This is a genomic window from Bradyrhizobium sp. LTSP849, from assembly GCF_000938255.1.
In the GTDB taxonomy this organism is placed as follows: Bacteria; Pseudomonadota; Alphaproteobacteria; order Rhizobiales; family Xanthobacteraceae; genus Bradyrhizobium.
In genome coordinates, this window is the sequence record NZ_JYMR01000001.1 from 199,680 (window position 1) to 218,455 (window position 18,776).

Here is an 18,776-nt window from a genome sequence, read left to right on the forward strand (position 1 = left end):
CTTGCGAGCATGATCATTGCGCGATCACGCTCCGATCCGACGCGGCGGCCCGGGCTCCCTCAGGCGAACGCCACGTCCTCCGCTTTCGCTGCGTGCATGTTCGCCGATCAGCTCCACGCCGGCCCGGTCAAACGCGTCGACCACCTTCATCAAGGTCTCGACAACGCCGCGAACATTGCCGGTGCTGGCCTCCATCCGCTGGATGGTCGGCAGCGAAACGCCGGCGAGCTCGGCCAGGGTTCTCTGGTCAATGCCAAGCAGCGCGCGGGCTGCCCGCATTTGGAACGACGTGATCACCTTGGCCTCACGTGTCAGAGCTTATAAGTGATATCTGAAGCATGTACAATGATGTAAAATACATCATCTTGGGGCGAACGCAAGTGGCGCCCGTCTGTCTCCTCCGTCATTGCGAGGAGCTCTTGCGACGAAGCAATCCAGGCCGCCTCCGCAGAGACAGTCTGGATTGCTTCGCTACGCTCGCAACGACGAGTGGAGAGGGCGCAGGCCTTCCTGCTCCTCTCCCCGCGAGAACGGGGAGAGGAAGAGAGAGTATGGGATGTGCTCCCTACTGCGCGAGGCCGATCACGCCGCGACGCGATGCGCGGCGATGATCTGGTCGGCGGCGCGGCCGGTCACCTCGGCCATGTGGTCGAACTGACGGGTGAAGCTGCCGGCACCTGCCGTGGCTGAGCGCAGCTCGACGATGAGCTCGCCGATCTCGGCTTCCGGCATCATGGCGCGGACAGAGTCCCAGCCGCTCCAGCCGTCGCGGGTGTCGAAGCCGAGGATCTGGCCGCGCCGCGCCGACAGGATCGCGTTGATCTTGGCGGTGGCATCGGTCGGACAGACGATCTCGACCATGTGGATCGGCTCCAGCAGCACCGGCTGGCATTGCGGCAGGCCTTCATTGAGTCCGACCCGCGCCGCCGTGCGGAAGGCGAGGTCGGAGGAATCGACGCTGTGATAGGAGCCGTCGGTCAACGTCACCTGCAAATCGGTGACGGGAAAACCCAGCGGACCGCGCACCAGGCCGTCGACGACACCTTCCTCCACCGCCCCGATGTAGTTGCGCGGCACCGCGCCGCCGACCACCTTCTCGGTGAACTTGAAGCCGTCGCCGCGCGGCATCGGCCTGATGTCGAGCACGACGTCACCGAACTGGCCGTGGCCACCGGACTGCTTCTTGTGGCGGCCGCGCTGGGTGATCGGCTTGCGGATCGTCTCCTGATAGCCGATCGCAGGCGGATGCGAGGTGAGCTTGATGCCGAAGCGGTCGCGTAGCCGCTCATTGGCTACACGCAGATGCATCTCGCCCTGCCCCCACAGCACGGTGTCATGGGTCTGGGCGTTCTGGACGACGACGAGTGAGGGATCCTCCTCGTGCAGCCGTGCCAGCGCCTGGCCGAGCTTGACGTCGTCCTTGCGGTCGACGGCCGCAATCGACGTCGCGAGCACCGGCGGCGTCGGCTCGAGAGCGGCCAGCGCGGCCGGCTGGGTCTTGCCGCTCGAGACCGTGTCGCCGGTGTTGACCGGATCGAGCTTGGCGAGCGCCACGGTGTCGCCGGGTTCAGCCGAGGCACGCTTGCTGTCGTAAGCGCCGTTGACGGCGAGGATGCCGGAGATGCGACTGGTTCCGCCGGAGGAGGATTGCAGCGTCGCGCCGTCCTCGAGATGGCCGGCGAGCAACCGCGTCAGCGACAGCTTTCCGCCGTGCTGCGAGTGCAGCGTCTTGAAGACGAAGCCGAGCGCGTCCTTCGCGGAGGGTGCGCCTAAACGCTTGACGGTCTCTGCGATGCCCGGCGCCTCGTGGCGCAGCGCCTTCATCAGGCGCAGCACGCCGTTCTCGCGCGCGGCCGCACCTAACAGCACCGGGCAGATCTGCCCTTCGCGCAATTCGCGGGCGAGGTCGTCGAACACGGCGTCGCGCGGCGGCTGGATGTCCTCGAGCAATTGCTCCATCAGCGCATCGTCGTGGTCGGCGAGCTTCTCCAGCATCGAGAAGCGGGCCTCCTTCTCGCGATCGAGATTGCCGCCTTCGAGCGCAACCACCTCGGAGGCCTTGTGCTCGCGATAGATGAAGGCGCGCTCCAGCGCGAGATCGACGAAGCCTTCAATCAGATCGTCCTTCCAGATCGGAATCTGGCGCAGCACCAGCGGCACGCGCGAGGCCGGCTGAAGCGTTGCGAGCGTCTCGCGGATGCGCTTGTTGGCGCGGTCGATCTTATTGAGGAACAGGAAGCGCGGGATCTTCAGTTCTTCCAGCTCGCGCAGGATGATCTGGAGCTGCGGCAGCTTCTTCTCGTCGGCCTCGCAGACCACAACCGCAGCGTCGACAGCGGGAAGTGCTGCGCGCATGTCGTGGGCGAACTCGACGGAACCGGGACAATCCAGGAAGGTGTAGCTGTCGCCCATGAAACTCGTGGTGGCGGCAGTGAGCCCAACGGTCATCTTGTGATGACGGGCCTCGGCACTGGCGTCGCCGACGGAGGTTCCGGCGTCGACGCTGCCGGCGCGCGGGATTGCGCCCGTGCGCGCCAGTATCGCTTCAAGAAGTGTGGTTTTACCGCTTTGGAAAGGGCCCACCAGCGCAATGCACCGTGGACCTCGGGGACTTCTGACGTCTTGTCCCATTCGCCGCCTCCTTGGTGTGGAGCTCGGCCCATGATTGGGTCGGCAAACGCAGATGCTCTGCCCGTCCCCGCATTTTGGCAAGCGTCAAACGTCGCTGCGGTGCGTCGTCGTGATCGCGCCGGTGGAACGGCGCGATCACGCACGCGAAATCGTTAACGACCGGGACGAAGTTCCAGGCTTTCGAGGCCGGCCGCGACGTTGAGACCGACCTGGCCCTGCACGCTCAGCGGCTGGAGCGCGATCGAATTGTTGGAGCCGCCGACCAGCACGTTGCCGCCGAGGCCAACGCCGATCGAGGCGCTGCCCTGCGCGCCGGCATAGTTGCCGGAGAGATCGCCGGGGCCGAGCCGGTTCACCGGCGCGAACACGCCCCAGGCGAGCGCCGTCTCCTGGGTGATGCCGAGGTCGAGACCTACTTTACGGATCGTTGCGACGTAACGATCGTCCGGCACACCATCGACGCGCAGCACGCAGCCGAGATTGGTGACCGAGCCTACGACGAAGCCGATGCTGGCGCCGCCGCGGCATTCGAGCACGCCCACCTGCACCAGCCGCGACTGCGCACTGGCGCCCGCGACGGAGGCAACGAGGCTCGCAATGGTGAGCCCGGCGAGGAGGAGTGAGCGGCGCATGAAACGTCTCCGGCTATGATTGTGATGCGAGCATTGGAGGGCGCGGGACAAGCCACGCGGGAGTTCTATGCCACAATAGTTCCGGGGGTGCCAGATCACGCAGGCTTAAAGAAAAAAGGGCCCGCAGCGAGCGGGCCCTTTCATGTCAGATCGTTACTGCAGGCTTATCGCAGATTGCCGCAGAAGCGCTGGATGCGATTGCAGGCGTCTTCGAGGTCCGACGTTTTGGTCGCGTAGGAGATGCGGAACGCCGGGCCGAGGCCGAAGGCCGAACCCTGCACGACGGCAACACCCTCGGTCTCCAACAGCTCGGTGACGAACTGCTCGTCATTGCTGATCAAATTGCCCGACGGTGCTTTCTTGCCGATCGTGCCGGCGCAGGACGGATAGACATAGAACGCGCCTTCGGGGCGCGGACACTCGATGCCGCTGGCCTGGTTGAGCATGGAGACCACGAGGTCGCGGCGCTCCTTGAACACCTTGTTGTTGGCGGGGATGAAGTCCTGCGGACCGTTCAGCGCCTCGACCGCCGCCCACTGCGAGATCGAGGACGGGTTCGAGGTCGATTGCGATTGGATCGTCGACATCGCCTTGATGAGCTGAACCGGGCCGCCGGCATAGCCAATGCGCCAGCCGGTCATGCAATAGGCCTTCGACACGCCGTTCACGGTCAGCGTGCGGTCGTACAGTTTCGGCTCGACCTGCGCGACGGTGGTGAACTGGAAGTCGTCATAGACGAGGTGCTCGTACATGTCGTCGGTCATCACCCAGACATGGGGATGCCTGACCAGCACGTCGGTGAGCGCCTTCAGCTCAGCGCGCGTATAGGCCGCGCCGGTCGGGTTCGACGGCGAACACAGGATGACCCATTTGGTCTTCGGCGTGATCGCGCGCTCGAGCGCCTCGGCCTGGAGCTTGAAGCCGGCCGCAGCGGTGCAGACCACCGGCACCGGCTCGCCGCCGGCGAGCGCCACCATCTCGGGATAGCTGACCCAGTATGGCGCGGGGATGATCACCTCGTCGCCCGGATTGATGGTCGCCATCAGCGCGTTGTAGAGCACCTGCTTGCCGCCGGTGCCGACGATCACCTGGTTCGGCTTGTAGACGACGCCGTTCTCGCGCTGAAACTTCGCGATGATGGCTTCCTTCAGCTCGGGGATGCCGTCGACCGCAGTGTACTTGGTCTTGCCGGACTCGATGGCGTGGATTGCCGCCAGCTTGATGTTGGCGGGCGTGTCGAAGTCGGGCTCGCCGGCGCCGAGGCCGATGACGTTGCGGCCCGCCGCTTTCAGCGCGCGTGCTTTGTCCGTGACCGCGATGGTTGCGGACGGCTTCACACGGTCGAGCGCAGCGGCAAGGAAGGGCATCGTCATCTCCTGACAAGCGTCGTGAACCCATGGGTTGTCACGACTCTGATTGTGGGAATGAGCCACCCTAAAACGAGTGCCGCTGCACCGCAAGAAACTTCGGCCCGATCTCGAAAAAGTTTACGGATTTGAGCGTTTCCAGGCCCGATTTCCCGCAATAACTGGCAACTTTGCTGTCGAAATCGCTCATATCCGGGAAGCCTTGTCCTCGGAGCAATTTTGCGCCTTCGGAGCGCCGCGAAACTGACGACCAGCTGACGTTGTGAGGTCACGCGTTCGCATGTTGACGCAAGCGTGATCTGATTTGCAGCGTCGCACGAAAATGATCTTCCGCGGCGTTGCAGTGCGGTAGGGTTTTCGAGTTTTTCTATTGCCCGGCCCTTGCGGCGGATTCGCATCGGCATCATTGTTTAGCCGCGTTGCGGGGCAACAAGCCCCGCGCTTATCCTGTCCTTCGGAATCGAACTCCCAGAATGTACAAGCTCTATTCGATGCAACGCTCCGGCAACAGCTACAAGGTCCGCCTTGCGCTGGCGCTGCTGAACTTGCCTTACCAAGCAATCGAGGTGGACATTCTGCGCGGCGAAAGCCGTACGCCCGACTTCCTGTCGAAGAACCCATCCGGCCAGGTGCCGCTGCTCGAGGTCGGCAACGACCGTTTCCTCGCCGAGTCCAACGCCATCCTGTGGTACGTCGCCGTCGGCACGCCGCTCGCGCCGGAGAATCGCATCGATCGCGCCGAGGCGCTGCAATGGATGTTCTTCGAGCAGCACGCGCTCGAGCCGAATATCGGCGCCGCCTATTTCTGGCTGTCGCTGGTGAAGGGCGGCCGCGACCTCCAAACCCACGCGCTGGAGGACTGGATGGAGCGCGGCTATGGCGCACTCCAGGTGATGGAGAACCACCTCAAGACCAACGCCTACTTCGCCGCCCGCCAGCTCACGGTCGCCGACATCGCGCTCTACGGTTACACCCACGTCGCCGAGCGCTGCGACTTCGACCTCTCGACCTTCCCGGCGATCCGGGACTGGCTGAAGCGCGTCGAAGCGACGCCCGGCTTCGTGGCGATGGACTGGCGCCCGGCCGATGTCGAGGACCCCGCCAGTATCGCGGCCGGGGCCTGAAAACCGGTTCGGCGTTAAGAAATAGCGGGCATAGCGTTAACCTTTGCCGCAATCTCGCCATTTTAGCAGGATTGCCGCCCCAATATTGCCGGTTGGAATTGTGAAGTTGTGTGACGTCGCGAGTGATTCGCTCGCACGTTGAAGGATTTAGACCATGATTCGGGCGTCCGGCACGGTCGGCTTTCAGGGCCGATCCGCGATTGCCGCCTCCTCCCGGTTGACCCACGCCGTGGCGGCCTCGCTGGCCATCGCGGCGCTGTCGCTGTGTCTGATCGTCACCCTCACGGTGCTGACCACCAAGGCGACCATGGCGATGGGCCTGCCGATCTGATCCCCGTTTCGTCCTCGATCAGCCTTCAAGGCGCCCTGTGAATCGGCGCCGACAGGCACGCGGCAGGACATCCATGAAGTCACCGGCGGCACTCGTTGCAATAGCCCTGACTGCGGCCATCCTGGTCGCGGCATCGCTGTTGATCGTGACGGGCACGCGCAAGGCCGTCGGCATCTCGACGCTGCACGCGCCGGTGCTCGTCGTCCGCCACAACACGTGACGCCGGTCGATTTGGCCTAAAATCATTTGAAAGCTTTGCGCCGGGTCGCAAGCACGCCTTAAGCACCGCGCGCGAATTGCGTGGCGATCGCGCAACGATCGGTCAGTCTCGCGGTCTTAACTCGTTCAGGGAGGAGCGAGACAGGCCATGCGGTTCGGATGGCGAGCGATCTCCGGTCCGGCGCTGACGGCAGCGACCGCGCTGCTGGCGATCATGCTCGACCGCCATCTTCCGGTTCTCTCGCTTGCGCCGCTGTTCGTCTGCATTGTTGCGCTTGCCGGTTCGCTCTCGGGCTTCGCGTCCGCGCTCGGCAGCGCCACCATCGCCGTGATCGGCGCGGCGCTGCTTTCTCTCCGCCATCGCACCATGCCGGGCTTTGACGAGGCCGATCTGGTGCAGCTCGGCCTGCTCGCGATCACGACCGCCGGCACCGCCGCCATCACCGGCCTGATGCGCGAGCGCCTGCTCGACGCATTCGCCGCCGAGCAGCGCAACCACGCCACCGCCGCGCGGCTGTCGGCCGCGCTCGACCAGGTCGATATCGGCATCGTGCTGCTCGATGCCGAGACCCGCGCCGAATTCATCAATCGTGCGTTCCGCGATTATTTTGCGCTGCCGGACGAAAAGGCCGACAACAAGCCGCCGTTCATCGCGCTGATGTATCACGGCCGCGACACCGGCGCGTTCGAACTGCCGGAGGATGAGTTGAGCGCCTTCATCGCGCAGCGCATGGAGATGGTGCGGATCGGCGACGCCACGCCGATCAATATCAATCTTGCCAACGGCGAGGTGTTGCGCTTCGTCTGCACCGCGTTGCCCGATGGCGGGCGCATGTTGAGCTACACGCCGGTGACCGACCTCGTGCGCCACACCGATACGCCCGCACGCGCCGATTACTACCGTTCGCTGCGCGATCCCACGGGCCGCAAGCTGATGCGTTATCTGCGGGTCGCTGAGTAGTGCGACAACGCGATTGATCCGCGCGCCTATCATCACGTATGAAGGACGCTTCATCGGCTTTTCGATCGTGGAATTTTCAGATGTCGCTCACCATTCGCTCCGTCACACGGCAGGACTACGATCAATGGCTGCCACTGTGGGACGGCTACAACGCCTTCTACGGCCGCTCGGGCCCGACTGCGCTTGCGCCCGAGATCACGCGCGTGACCTGGCAACGCTTCTTCGACGCCTATGAGCCGGTGCATGCGCTGGTCGCCGAGAGCGAGGGCCGCCTGCTCGGGCTGACGCACTATCTGTTTCATCGCAGCACCACCGCGATCGAGCCGTCGTGTTACTTGCAGGACCTGTTCACGCTTGAGGCCTCACGTGGCAAGGGCGTCGCCTCGGCGCTGATTAACGGCGTGTACGAGCGCGCCAAGCTCGCGGGATCACCGCGCGTCTATTGGCAGACGCATGAAACCAATGTCACGGCGCAGAGCCTGTACGACAAGGTCGCGGAACGCTCCGGCTTCATCGTCTATCGCAAGATATTCTGATCCCGCTGCGGGAGCCCTGTGGATAACTTTGCTTGTCACCCGCGCGTAACACTCCGGGGCTAGGTTGCGCCTGCGTCTGATCAGGCCCCCCCGTCACCGATCAAGCGCCCAAGCGGTCCCCGTCAGTCGCCGCGTCTGACTGGGGCCGCATTTTTTTGTCCGCGGTTCCTTTCAGCATGGCAGCAACGCGGGCGACGGCTTGCCGGTGCAGCGCGCCACGGTCACAATGGGCCCCTGCTTTCTTCTGACAGGATTCCCCATGGAAATTCGTAATCTCGGCGGCTCCGGCCTGCGCGTCTCTGCGGTCGGGCTCGGCTGCAACAATTTCGGCCAGCGCACCGATCTGGAGGCCTCGCGCAAGGTGATCCACCGCGCGATCGATCTCGGCATCACGCTGTTCGACACCGCCGACATCTATGCGGGCCAGGGCGGCTCGGAGACGGTGCTCGGCACCGTGCTCGGCGACCGCCGCAAGGACATCGTGCTCGCCACCAAATATTCCAAGCCGATGGCGGCCGACGGGACCAAGCAGGGCGCCTCGCGCCGCTACATCATGAACGCGGTCGAGGCCAGCCTGACGCGGCTCAAGACCGACTACATCGATCTCTACCAGCAGCACGATTACGATCCGCTGACGCCAATGGAAGAGACGCTGCGCGCGCTCGACGATCTGATCCGCCAGGGCAAGGTCCGCTACATCGGCAATTCGAACTTTCCGGCCTGGCGCATCGCCGAAGCCGAGTTCACCGCGCGCGCGATGAATGTCAGCCGCTTCGTCTCGGCCCAGGACGAATACAGTCTCGTGGTGCGCGACATCGAGAAGGATTTGCTGCCGGCCGCGCAGGAATACAAGCTCGGCCTGTTGCCGTTCTTCCCACTCGCGAGCGGCCTGCTCACCGGCAAGTACCAGCGCGGTGCCGCCGCACCCGCCGACACGCGCTTTGGCAAGGCGCCGGCGCTGCGCGACCGCTACGTCACGCCGCGCAACGAGGACATCGTCGAAAAGCTCCAGGCCTTTGCCAAAGCCCGCGGCCATTCGATGCTCGAGCTTGCCTTCTCCTGGCTCGCCGCGCGCCCGCAGGTGTCGAGCGTGATCGCGGGCGCCACCCGCGTCGAGCAGGTCGAGGAGAACGTCAAGGCGATCGCCTGGAAACTCTCTGCCGAGGATCTCGCCGAGATCGACAAGATCACGATGGGCTGATTTTGCGGCGCGGCGCTACTTGGCGCCGCGTCCCGCCGTCTGCATCACCTCAAAACCTTCGAACTGGGGATGGCCGAGATAGAGCGGCTTGTTGTCGCCGGCGCGAGCATGCGCCGCACGGAACGCCTCCGACTTGGTCCAGGCCTCGAACGCCGCGTGATTGGCCCACACGGTGTGCGAGGCATACAGCGTATGGTCCTCGAGCTCGGGTCCCCGCAGCAGATGGAATTCGACGAAGCCCGGCACCTTGTCCAGATGCGTGTCGCGCGACGCCCAGACCTGCTCGAAGGCGGCCTCCGATCCTTTTGTGACGCGAAATCGGTTCATGGCGATGTACATACGGGTGGTCTCCTGAAGTGAGGGAGGCACCGCCCTCTCACTCCCTCGCCCCGTTCTTACGGGGAGAGGGTGGGGTGAGGGGCTGCCTCCGCGAGCTAGGTTTGAATTGTAGTCGATGCGCGTGATGCGCGCACGGTCGTTGTGCGAGTCGGATGGACCGCCGTCTTGGCAAACGATGGGCCTTGCCCCTCACCCGGATCGCTGCGCGATCCGACCTCTCCCCGCAAAAGAGCGGGGAGAGGTTGAGAACCGCCTCCACGGACAATCTAATTGGCCGTCCGAGGCCAGGGACGAACTGCCCTCTCGCACCCTCGCCCCGTTCTTACGGGGAGAGGGTGGGGTGAGGGGCTGCCTCCGCGAGTTCGGTTTGAATTGTAATGAGAACGCCGTCGATATTGCCCAGCACGTCGTTGTTCCAGAAGCGAAGGATCTTGTAGTCTTTCTCTCTCAGGCGTTCGTCTCGAATCGCATCTGCTGCGGACTCATTGTGCTGTCCACCGTCGACTTCAATGATGAGCCGCTTCTCCCGGCAGACGAAATCACAGATGTAGCCGGCGATGGGCTCTTGCCTCACGAACTTGTTGCCATCGATCCTCCGATTGCGGATGCGATTCCAGAGAACCGTCTCTGCATCCGTCTGATCGACGCGCAGTCGTCGTGCGCGTCGGATGGACTTCTCATCGTGGCCACGCATTGCCTTGCCCCTCACCCGGATCGCTACGCGATCCGACCTCTCCCCGCAGAAGAGCGGGGAGAGGTTAAGCAACCAATCCCTTCATCGGCCTTGCGCTTGCGCTGTCCGGGAACACCGTCTCGGCCAGCACACGATCCGAGAGGCCGAACCGGTCTTGCAGCACGCCCTTGATCACGGAGCGGAGGTCGGTGGTGGGCTTGAGGTCGCGGGCCTCAAAGAGGTTGGCGAGCTTGAGGCCGGGCCAGTCGGAGATGACGCGGCCGCCCTTCACCGCGCCGCCGGCGAGCAGCGCGACGGTGCCGGTGCCGTGGTCGGTGCCGTCGGTGCCGTTGATGCGCGCGGTGCGGCCGAACTCGGTCGCGACCACCACGACAGTTTCGCGCCAGCGATCGCCAAGGCCGCTCTCGAATTCGGCGAGCGCGCCGTCGAGGCCGCTGAGCAGGAACGCAAGACGTCCGATCGGGCCGCCTTCATTGGCATGCGTGTCCCAGCCGTCGAAGGCGAGTGCGGCGATGCGCGGACCGTCATCGGCCGCCATCAGTTTTGCGGCGCCGCGCGCGACCTGCCGCATCTGCGCGACCTGGTTGCCGGGTTTTGGCTTCATGTCGTCACCGCTCGCCGCCTTCTCAAGCTGAAGCCCCTGCGACAGCGCAGACGCCAGCATGGGATCGCGGTGGCGATAGAGCTCGACCAGCCGCATCGCGGTGTCGTCATCGGCCTGCGGCAGCGCGACCGGCGCCCAGCCGACGGTCGGCGCATTGCCGCGCAGCACCAGCGGCGTGGTGGGACCGACCGCGAGCCCGCTCGACACGCGCTCGCCGCGCGGCAGCGCTTCCAGCGCACGGTTGAGCCAGCCGGACTGCACGCGGCCCGGGCCGGCATAGCCGCTTTCGAGCACGTCCTGGCCATCGAAATGCGAGCGGTCGCGATAGGGCGTCGCCACCGCATGAACGACGGCGGCATGCTGGTCGCGATACATGCGGGCGAATTCGGGCATCGACGGATGCAGCGCGAAGAAGGAGTCCAGCATGATCGCAGGATGCGCGCCATCCGCGGTGAGCGCGATCGAGCCGTGCAGGCCGGCATAATCGGGATCGCCGATCGGCGCGACGGTTGCGAGCCCGTCGAGCGCACCGCGCAGGATCACCACGACCAGCCGTGGGTCACGTCCGTCAGCCGCACGCGCGAATTTCGGCAAATAGGCCCAGGCGGCGAAGGAGGCGCCGCCGAGCAGAAGGCCGCGGCGCGAGGTGAGGAGCCGGTTTTCGACGCAGTCGATCATCATCATCTCCTCTGCATTTCCGGCGACATCAGCAGCAGTGCCAGCGCTTGCTGACGCGACTCCGCGCGCTCGATCGTCCGCCGCGTTTCGACCGAAGCCGCGTCCGCAGCGGCGAATTCCAGCAGATCGAGCGGATCGATGTTGTTGCCGAGTCGCGCGCCCATCTGCGAGGCGATGTCGAGCCGGAGCTTCATGCCCTCGGGCGCGGCCCAAGCCGCACTGGTGTCGGGGAAACCATTCGGCCCTGCCGGTGTCCACAAGGGCTGGCCGAGCAGGTTCAGGTTGTTGAGATAGCCACCGGGGTCCTCCGGCACGCGCGCGAGCAGCCGCCCGCTCGCGATCACAAAATCATAGGGCGAACGCATCTTGGTCAGCGGCGCCTGCCAGGCCTCGTCGGAATCGACCAGCGCCGTTGCCAGTGCCTTGAGATCGCCATCGGTCTTGACGAAGACATCGCGCAATCGCGCGACCAAAGGCTGCGGCGGATCATCGGCCACGAAGTGACGGACGAATTTGGTGGCGACGAAATTCGCCGTCGCCGGATGACGCGCGATGTCGGCGAGCGCGGCCTCGCCCTGCGATAGTCCCGTCGCCTCATAGGTCTTGCCGAGCAGCATCTGCGGCCCGGGCTGATGCGCATTGGTGTTGAACACGAACGAGCCGGGCACCCCGAGCTGGCCCTGCCGGCCGGCAAAGGTCCAGCCCGTGATGATGCGCGCGAGCGAGGTGACGTCTTCCTGGGTATAGCCGCCGCCGACACCGAGCGTATGCAGCTCCATGATCTCGCGCGCGAGATTCTCGTTCAGCCCGCGCTTGCGGTTCTGGCCCGCGCGCGAATCCGGCCCAAGCGATTGCTGGTTGTCGAGGAAGAACAGCATCGCCGGATGCTGTTCCACCGCCTTCAGCATGTCGGCGAAGCGCCCGAGCACATGCGGACGGATCGCCTCGCGTTCGAACGCGCCGGCCCACATCCGCGCCAGCTCGCCCTTGCTCGCGGAGATGCAGAAATGGTTGGACCAGAACACCACAAGCCGCTCGGTGAAGCCGCAATCGACCAGCGTCGCGCGCTGCAACCGCGCCAGCGCCTCGGCGCGAAAGGTTTTCTGGATCACGTTGAGCGGCTGCGGCGCGGCTTTCGCAGCAGGCGGTGCGATCGCCGGCTGCATGGCGTCGGGCTTCATCGCATTGTCGGCCGGCTTGTTGTCAGTAGGTTTGGCCTCGGTCATCTGGCCGGCGATCTCGGTCGCCACCGTGTTCAGCGAGAGATTGCGGCGCAGCCCGGGCTTCTGATCGGCCGGCGTCTGCGCAGGCTGGGCCTCCGTCGGCGCAACTGCTTTGGCCGCCGCCTCGCGCGCCTGCTTGACCTGGTCCTGATAGGCGAACACGGCCTGGCCGAGTTGCGGCGTCGATTGCAGGCCCGGCGCCTCCAGCAGCACGCCTGAGGGGCGGGCCAGCTCCGCCTTGACGAAACCTCTGGGATCGGAGGCCGCATTGATGAGATCGCCGGATGCTCCGCCGCGGGCCCCGAAGCCGAATCGATTCAGCGCAACCAGCGCAGCTTGCGAATCGCGGGCCATCAATTTGTCCTCCGCGCGGAGCCAACCGCTTCCCTGGTCTGTGCGCGACGCCTAATATACCGCAGCGGGAGATGAACCCGACATGAAAATGACGGTCAGGCTTTTGCGCAAATCATGACAATTCCGAAAGAAATTCCGTTGCCGGAACCGCAACCGCGCCGCCTCGCCTGCTCCCGCTGCGGCACCGAGTTCGGCTGCGACCTATCGGGCACCTGCTGGTGCGCGGAGGAGACGGCGCGGCTGCCGATGCCGGTGAAGGGCGAGGATTGCCTGTGCCGGGAGTGTTTGCGTAAGGCTGCGGCGAGGTAGCCGGCAACAGTCGTGAGGGCGCGCACCCAACACTTTCAGTGTCGCCCCGGCGATTTCTGCGCCACGATATTTTCCTGCCCGATGTCGTCACGAGCGTGATCATGTCGGTCTCGGCGCCGCGGCTTGAGCGTCGCGTGACATTTCAGGAACAGCCAATGGGCTGGTCCCCTGCTAGTGAACCACCTCAGGTTTTATCGGCTAGGGGCTCTGCATGGCACGAATTTGCTTCTCACGACTCGCGCTCCTCGCGGCCGTCGGGGGAATGGCGTCCGTCTCCGCGGCTGCGGCAGCCGACATGCAGGCCCCGGTCTACAAGGCCCTCCCTGCGGTCGCGCCGTTCAGCTGGACGGGATTTTACGTTGGCGGAACTGCCGGCGCGAGCTGGACCAAGGCGGATACGAGTCTCAGCGCTGTCAACGGGCCGGTTCCGCTCTACTTCCCCGCCGACATTCCCGGACTGAGCGCCATCGGTTCGCCGAACCTGTCGGGCACCAGTGCAATCGTTGGCGGCAAGGCCGGTTACAATCAGCAATGGGGCAGTTTCGTCGTCGGCGTCGAAGGCGACATTTCGTGGCGCCACTTCAACAAGACGGTCGCGACGGCCGGCAGTCCGTTCCTGACGTTCCCCGCTGGCACCGCGGCGTTCACAACCACCGTCTCGACCAACTGGCTCGCGACCATTCGCCCCCGCATCGGTTATGCGGTCGACAAGGCGCTCTTCTACGCCACCGGCGGTGTCGCTATCGGCGACGTCAAATATTCGAACACCTATGTGGGCTTCTCGCCGCTCGGATTCGGCTTGGAATTCGAGACGGCCGCGGTCAGCCAGACCCGGGTCGGCTGGACGGTTGGCGCCGGCATCGACTATGCGATCACGCCACATTGGGTGGTGAGCGGCGAATACCTGCACGTGGATCTCGGCTCCGTCTCCACCTCCGGCCTCGTCACGACCGGCAACACACCTACCGCGACCTTCAACGTCTCGACCAAGCTGCGCAGCGACATTGGGCGCCTTGGCATCGCCTACAAGTTCTGACGCAAGCCGCGCTCCGCGCCAGGGTGGGCCGCGCTTTCGGCCGACCCTGGCTTCCGATCTGCTACACCGCAAACCCCGGCGACTTCCGCGCCATGCCGTCGAACGCATCGAGCAGCTTTTCGCGCCACGCATAGACCGGATCATCTGCCTCCAGCAGCTTGAACGGGCTGACCACGCGCGACCATTGGAAGCCGCCGAACACGATGTAGTCGGCATAATTCGGCGCGTCGCCACCAATGAAGGGCTGCTTCTTCAACGTCTGCCGCATTACTTCGAGCGACTTGCGGAATGCGACGACGCCGGTGTCGCGGTTTGCCTGGACCTCGTCCAGGCTCTTGCCGAAACGCGCCTCGCGCGACTTGCGGAAATATTCGGCATCGACTTCGGCAAGATTCTTCGGGATGTCGGCGACGATCAGCAGAGAGATGCCGCCGACGATGGCGATGTCGCCCCACGCATTGAGCATGCGCGCCATGGCGCGTCCGCCCTCGCCGCCGAACAGCGAGGGCCGGTCCGGAAACTTGTCTTCGAGATAGTTCGCGATCGTCCAGGAATCGACGACAGGCTTGTCATGATGCAGCAGCACCGGCACCCTCTCCGAGCCGTGCGGCGCGATCGTGCTCTTCTCGGTGAAGCGCCAGGGCAGCGAGTCCGCCGACAGCCCCTTATGCGCAAGCGCCATCCGAATGCGCCAGCAATACGGGCTGAAGGGCCGCGAGGCGTCGGTGCCGACAAGTTCGTAGAGCTTGAGTGACATGGATGGTGTTCCGTCTTTGCGAGCGCAGCGTACCTACCGCACCACCGACGCGGTCTGCCCGAACAAAATCTTCCGTTCCTCGTCGGTGCGGATGGCGGGCTTGCCGAAGTTGGGATTGACCTCTTTGGCCAGCGCGTAAGCACGCTCGGTCGCGGGGCGGACGCGGATGACCTCTAGCCAGCGCTTCAGATGCGGGAAGTCGTCGATGTTCTGGCCCTGGTTCGCATGACCGACCACCCAGGGATAGGACGCCATGTCGGCAATGGAATACTCGCCGGCAATGAATTCGCGATCGGCGAGGCGCTTGTTGAGCACGCCGTAGAGGCGGTTGGTCTCGTTGACATAGCGATCGATGGCGTAGGGAATCTTCTCCTGCGCGTAGTTGCGGAAATGGTGGTTCTGGCCGGCCATCGGGCCGAGGCCGCCCATCTGCCAGAACGTCCACTGGATGACGTCGTAATGTGCGTAGAAATCGGTCGGAAGAAACTGGCCGGTCTTCTCGGCGAGATAGAGCAGGATCGCACCCGACTCGAACAGCGACAGCGGCTTGGTGCCGCCTTTCGGTTCGTGATCGACGATCGCGGGAATGCGGTTGTTGGGCGCCACGGCCAGAAACTCCGGCGTGAACTGCTCGCCCTTGCCGATGTTGACCGGGATGACCTTGTATTTCAGTCCGGTCTCTTCGAGGAACATCGTGATCTTGTGGCCGTTCGGCGTGGACCAATAGTGCAGGTCGATCATGGCTGGATGTCCCGGGCTGGAAGGATGCGCGCAAGAAGATGCGGTTGCATGAACGTCGCGCCGGGCTCGCCTCAAGTCAATGGTGTTCGCAATGACGGCCGCGTGAAGTCAGCGGCCGTTCGCGCGCAGCAACTTCTCGCCGTTTTCCGTCACCGCGATGATCAGCCCGATTCCGGGCAGCGTCTCGCGCGCGACAAGCCCGCGGTCAGCGGCGTCCTCCCAGATGGTGAGACGCGGGCACGAGGTTTTCCAGGTCGCGATCACCTCGGCATAAGCGCGCGGTTCGCGCGCGACCCATTCGACGAAGTCCAGCACCAGCGGATCGGCGGTCTCGCTCATTGCAACCTCCCTTCATTGCACACCTGCCTTGGTGAAGGCGGCCAGCACCGGTGTACGCACCAGCAGCCAACCGCCATAGGCGACGTAGTAGCAGGCGATGGTGGTGATCAGCTTGTTCGACCAGGCGATGAACTGCTGGTCGGTCATGGCTTCGAGCAGGCGCCGCGCCAGCGTGGTGCCGAGCATCGAGGCTGCGATCGCGACGCCGGCCAGCACCGGATCGAGCGTCGCCGCCTGATCGATGACGCCGCCGAAATAGATCAGCTTGGTGAAATGGCTGACGAGCTGGCACATCGCCTTGGTCGCCACCTTCTCGCGCCGGCCAAAATCGCCACCGAGGAAGAAGGTGTCGAGCAGCGGGCCGGAGACGCCGGTCATCAGCATCAAGCCCATGCAGATCGTGCCATAGACGGTGCCCTGCCAGAGGCGGTCGGGATCGGGCTTGATGTTGGCGGGCAGCAGTCGCGCCATGAACGGCGTGATGCCGAGCAGCAGCAGCGCCATCGGCTTGTCCGGCACATAGCGCGTGAGCGACCAGGCTGCGAGCGCGACGGCAGCGCCGACCATATAGTTCGCTACCGGCCGCCAGCGGATATGCGCCCGCCAGAGAAAAGCGCGCCAGCCGTTCGAGGCCATCTGCGTGATCGCATGCAGCACCATCGCGGTCGGCAGCGGCATCAAGGCCAGCAGCACGCCGATCAGGATCAGCCCGCCCGCCATGCCGAACAGCCCCGACAGGAACGCGGTGCCGACCATCAGCAATCCAAGGGCAGCGATCATGATCGGCGTCACGTGATGATTCTCCTCATGGTGGCTACGGCAAGTAAGGGACGCAGACTGCTTCACTCCCTCGCCCCGCTTGCGGGGAGCGGGTGGGGTGAGGGGGAGTCTCCGCAAGGACGGTAGCAATTGGACTCGCGGAGCCTCCCCCTCACCCACCACGCTTCGCGTGTCGGCCTCTGCCCGCAGGCGGGGAGAGGCGAAGGGCACGGCCTCCGCTTCAACAAATCAGCTTGGAATTACACTCATTCTTGTGCCTCGCTTGTGGGAAGCAGGCAAACTGAGTTATCTTGGCCTGGCATCAGCTTTCCTGAGGGTCCTTGCATTTGCGGCGACTGCTCTTTCTCAACGGCATCAAGGCATTCGAGGCGGCGGCGCGGACCGGCAGCTTTGCCGCGGCCGGCCTCGAGCTCAACGTCTCGGCGGCCGCCGTCAGCCGCATGGTGCATCTGCTGGAGGAACGGCTCGGCGTCGCGCTGTTCGAGCGCAAGGCCAACAGACTGGTGCTGACGCAAGCCGGGCGCGCCTACCAGAGCGGGCTGACGCCGATCTTCGATGCGCTGGCGAGCCTCACCGCGCAGGTGACGGCGCCCTCCAGCGTCCGCGTGCTTACCATCGGCGTCGGCCATACCTTTGCGATGCGCTGGCTGATCCCGCGGCTGTCGGAGTTTCGCAACGAGGAGCCCGACATCGAGGTGCGCTTCACCACCGGCGGCGCCGAGGTCGCGTTCGGCGAGGATTGGAGCTGCGGCGTCAAGCTCGGCACCGGCGACTGGCCGGGGCTGGTCGCCGAGCCATTGTTTGCCGGCGACCTCACGCCGGTCTGCGTGCCCCGCCTCGCCTCCGGCCTGAAGCGCCCGGCGGATCTCAAGGGCCCGAGCCTGATCCGCGTCACGCATTCAACCGAGGACTGGCCGCTCTGGCTCAAGGCCGCCGGCCTCACCCGGATCAACGCGCGCGGGCCGGAGTTCCAGTTCTACGGCCAGGCGCTGCAAGCCGCCGCCGACGGGCTCGGCATCGCCATGGGCATCCGGCCCTATATCGACGACGATCTCGCCGCCGGACGCTTGGTCGCGCCGTTCGATCTCTCGGTCCCAAAGGGCATGCGCTGGTACCTGCTCTACCGCAGCTTCCAAACCGAGCAGCGCGACTTTGCCGCGTTCCGCCGCTGGATCATGCGCGCGGCCGCGGAACCCGCAGCCCGGCCGCGGCGGGTCGGACGAGCCGCCGGACGGGGCTGATCCATCACCCGATCGGGTGAAAAAGCCGGCCGCTTGTGAACCGCTTCACATCCGCACATCCGGAAATGTGGTCCCCTGACCCTCCAACAGAACAGGACATTCGGGGACTACCAATGACGACCCTTTACGACGGTTTTGACATCGAATCCTTCGAAGCAGGCAAGGGACTGTGGCACGCCCGTATCAGGCGCGCCGATTTCAGCCCGGTTGCCATCGACGGCGTGCTGTTTCCGGCCATGGAAGTCGGCTTCGCCTGGCCCGATCCGGACGCCGCGATTGCCGATGCCAAGCACCACATCGATCGCTTCCGCCGGCGCGCCGACGACAGCGACGACGAATAAGCGGATTTCAAACCGACATTTCAAACCGACCTGGGACAGCGCGGCGCAATTGGGGAACCGGTCATGTCAATCATCGAATTCGAAGACGAACCACGGCCGAGGATCTACGCCCGTAATGTGCTGTCGAGATGCCCGGAATGCGACGGCGATCTCACGGTGCTCCGTGTGATCGGCGGCCGCGCCGGGTGCGAGTACTGGACCATGCGCTGCACCGATTGCGGCGGGATCCATCTCGACATCCTCGAGCCGCGTCTGGTGGCCGAGGACGACGAGGGGCCGCAGCCGGCGGCGTAATCGTCGACCCTGCTGCCAACCTGCTGTCAGCAGCCTGCGTACGG

23 protein-coding genes are annotated in these 18,776 nt (G+C 64.8%); 11 read left to right on the forward strand and 12 right to left on the reverse strand.

All coding sequences use genetic code 11. The annotated features are described in order from the left end of the window. Window positions 1-24: 24 nt before the first annotated feature. The 4 genes from UB31_RS00930 to UB31_RS00945 form a co-directional block, all read right to left on the reverse strand. Complete coding sequence (locus UB31_RS00930) at window positions 25-297, reverse strand: helix-turn-helix domain-containing protein (protein ID WP_045003693.1); 273 nt, start codon at window positions 295-297, stop codon at window positions 25-27. A gap of 285 nt (window positions 298-582) precedes the next feature. Then, the gene (locus UB31_RS00935; protein ID WP_045009462.1) at window positions 583-2,631 is read right to left on the reverse strand and encodes an elongation factor G; all 2,049 of its coding nucleotides are present in this window, start codon (window positions 2,629-2,631) and stop codon (window positions 583-585) included. A 152-nt stretch (window positions 2,632-2,783) separates the two neighbouring features. Then, window positions 2,784-3,263, reverse strand: a complete 480-nt coding sequence (locus UB31_RS00940; RefSeq protein WP_045009463.1) for a DUF992 domain-containing protein — start codon at window positions 3,261-3,263, stop codon at window positions 2,784-2,786. A 164-nt stretch (window positions 3,264-3,427) separates the two neighbouring features. Continuing rightward, on the reverse strand, window positions 3,428-4,630 hold the full coding sequence (locus UB31_RS00945; protein ID WP_045004222.1) for a pyridoxal phosphate-dependent aminotransferase: 1,203 nt from the start codon (window positions 4,628-4,630) through the stop codon (window positions 3,428-3,430). A gap of 473 nt (window positions 4,631-5,103) precedes the next feature. Here UB31_RS00945 and UB31_RS00950 point away from each other — a divergent pair, with 473 nt between their 5' ends. The 6 genes from UB31_RS00950 (at window position 5,104) to UB31_RS00965 (ending at window position 9,002) form a co-directional block, all read left to right on the forward strand. Next, window positions 5,104-5,754 carry a glutathione S-transferase family protein gene (locus UB31_RS00950; RefSeq protein ID WP_045009464.1) on the forward strand — a complete coding sequence of 217 codons (651 nt, stop codon included), beginning with the start codon at window positions 5,104-5,106 and terminating at the stop codon, window positions 5,752-5,754. Window positions 5,755-5,908: 154 nt separating this feature from the next. Next, window positions 5,909-6,085, forward strand: a complete 177-nt coding sequence (locus tag UB31_RS41995; protein WP_197087268.1) for a hypothetical protein — start codon at window positions 5,909-5,911, stop codon at window positions 6,083-6,085. A 73-nt stretch (window positions 6,086-6,158) separates the two neighbouring features. Beyond that, window positions 6,159-6,305, forward strand: a complete 147-nt coding sequence (locus UB31_RS42000; protein WP_197087270.1) for a hypothetical protein — start codon at window positions 6,159-6,161, stop codon at window positions 6,303-6,305. A gap of 147 nt (window positions 6,306-6,452) precedes the next feature. Beyond that, entirely contained in the window at window positions 6,453-7,265 is an 813-nt protein-coding gene (locus UB31_RS00955) for a PAS-domain containing protein (RefSeq protein WP_045009465.1), read from the forward strand. Window positions 7,266-7,345: 80 nt separating this feature from the next. Next, window positions 7,346-7,801: a GNAT family N-acetyltransferase gene (locus UB31_RS00960; RefSeq protein WP_045003702.1), complete on the forward strand. Its 456-nt coding sequence runs from the start codon at window positions 7,346-7,348 to the stop codon at window positions 7,799-7,801. Window positions 7,802-8,060: 259 nt separating this feature from the next. After that, on the forward strand, window positions 8,061-9,002 hold the full coding sequence (locus tag UB31_RS00965) for an aldo/keto reductase (protein ID WP_045003704.1): 942 nt from the start codon (window positions 8,061-8,063) through the stop codon (window positions 9,000-9,002). Between the two features lie 15 nt (window positions 9,003-9,017). Here the strand turns inward: UB31_RS00965 and hmuQ are convergent, their stop codons facing one another. The 4 genes from hmuQ to UB31_RS00985 all read right to left on the reverse strand — a co-directional run bounded on the left by hmuQ (window position 9,018) and on the right by UB31_RS00985 (window position 12,894). Next, the gene (hmuQ, locus tag UB31_RS00970; protein WP_045009466.1) at window positions 9,018-9,341 is read right to left on the reverse strand and encodes a heme-degrading protein HmuQ; all 324 of its coding nucleotides are present in this window, start codon (window positions 9,339-9,341) and stop codon (window positions 9,018-9,020) included. Between the two features lie 322 nt (window positions 9,342-9,663). Further along, window positions 9,664-10,035, reverse strand: coding sequence for an endonuclease domain-containing protein (locus UB31_RS00975; RefSeq protein ID WP_045009504.1), 372 nt, complete (start codon window positions 10,033-10,035; stop codon window positions 9,664-9,666). Between the two features lie 64 nt (window positions 10,036-10,099). Further along, window positions 10,100-11,317 (reverse strand): DUF1501 domain-containing protein, encoded by a 1,218-nt coding sequence (locus UB31_RS00980; RefSeq protein ID WP_045009505.1) that lies wholly within the window; start codon window positions 11,315-11,317, stop codon window positions 10,100-10,102. A 2-nt stretch (window positions 11,318-11,319) separates the two neighbouring features. Continuing rightward, window positions 11,320-12,894 (reverse strand): DUF1800 domain-containing protein, encoded by a 1,575-nt coding sequence (locus UB31_RS00985; RefSeq protein WP_045009467.1) that lies wholly within the window; start codon window positions 12,892-12,894, stop codon window positions 11,320-11,322. Between the two features lie 114 nt (window positions 12,895-13,008). On the opposite strand from UB31_RS00985, the gene UB31_RS42420 reads away from it, so the two are divergent. After that, on the forward strand, window positions 13,009-13,203 hold the full coding sequence (locus tag UB31_RS42420; RefSeq protein ID WP_045009468.1) for a cysteine-rich CWC family protein: 195 nt from the start codon (window positions 13,009-13,011) through the stop codon (window positions 13,201-13,203). 262 nt (window positions 13,204-13,465) lie between these two features. Next, a complete protein-coding gene (locus UB31_RS00995) occupies window positions 13,466-14,239 on the forward strand; it encodes an outer membrane protein (RefSeq protein WP_045009506.1) in 774 nt (257 codons plus the stop codon). A 61-nt stretch (window positions 14,240-14,300) separates the two neighbouring features. Here the strand turns inward: UB31_RS00995 and UB31_RS01000 are convergent, their stop codons facing one another. The 4 genes from UB31_RS01000 to UB31_RS01015 all read right to left on the reverse strand — a co-directional run bounded on the left by UB31_RS01000 (window position 14,301) and on the right by UB31_RS01015 (window position 16,868). After that, the gene (locus tag UB31_RS01000) at window positions 14,301-14,996 is read right to left on the reverse strand and encodes a glutathione S-transferase family protein (RefSeq protein ID WP_045003713.1); all 696 of its coding nucleotides are present in this window, start codon (window positions 14,994-14,996) and stop codon (window positions 14,301-14,303) included. Window positions 14,997-15,029: 33 nt separating this feature from the next. Beyond that, entirely contained in the window at window positions 15,030-15,737 is a 708-nt protein-coding gene (locus UB31_RS01005; RefSeq protein WP_045003715.1) for a glutathione S-transferase N-terminal domain-containing protein, read from the reverse strand. 108 nt (window positions 15,738-15,845) lie between these two features. Further along, complete coding sequence (locus UB31_RS01010; protein ID WP_045009469.1) at window positions 15,846-16,076, reverse strand: hypothetical protein; 231 nt, start codon at window positions 16,074-16,076, stop codon at window positions 15,846-15,848. Between the two features lie 12 nt (window positions 16,077-16,088). Next, a complete protein-coding gene (locus UB31_RS01015; RefSeq protein ID WP_045009470.1) occupies window positions 16,089-16,868 on the reverse strand; it encodes a sulfite exporter TauE/SafE family protein in 780 nt (259 codons plus the stop codon). A 314-nt stretch (window positions 16,869-17,182) separates the two neighbouring features. Here UB31_RS01015 and UB31_RS01020 point away from each other — a divergent pair, with 314 nt between their 5' ends. The 3 genes from UB31_RS01020 (at window position 17,183) to UB31_RS01030 (ending at window position 18,732) form a co-directional block, all read left to right on the forward strand. Beyond that, window positions 17,183-18,097, forward strand: a complete 915-nt coding sequence (locus UB31_RS01020) for a LysR substrate-binding domain-containing protein (protein ID WP_045003718.1) — start codon at window positions 17,183-17,185, stop codon at window positions 18,095-18,097. Between the two features lie 113 nt (window positions 18,098-18,210). Continuing rightward, entirely contained in the window at window positions 18,211-18,438 is a 228-nt protein-coding gene (locus tag UB31_RS01025; RefSeq protein WP_027534256.1) for a hypothetical protein, read from the forward strand. A gap of 63 nt (window positions 18,439-18,501) precedes the next feature. Beyond that, complete coding sequence (locus UB31_RS01030; protein ID WP_045009471.1) at window positions 18,502-18,732, forward strand: hypothetical protein; 231 nt, start codon at window positions 18,502-18,504, stop codon at window positions 18,730-18,732. Window positions 18,733-18,776 lie beyond the last annotated feature (44 nt).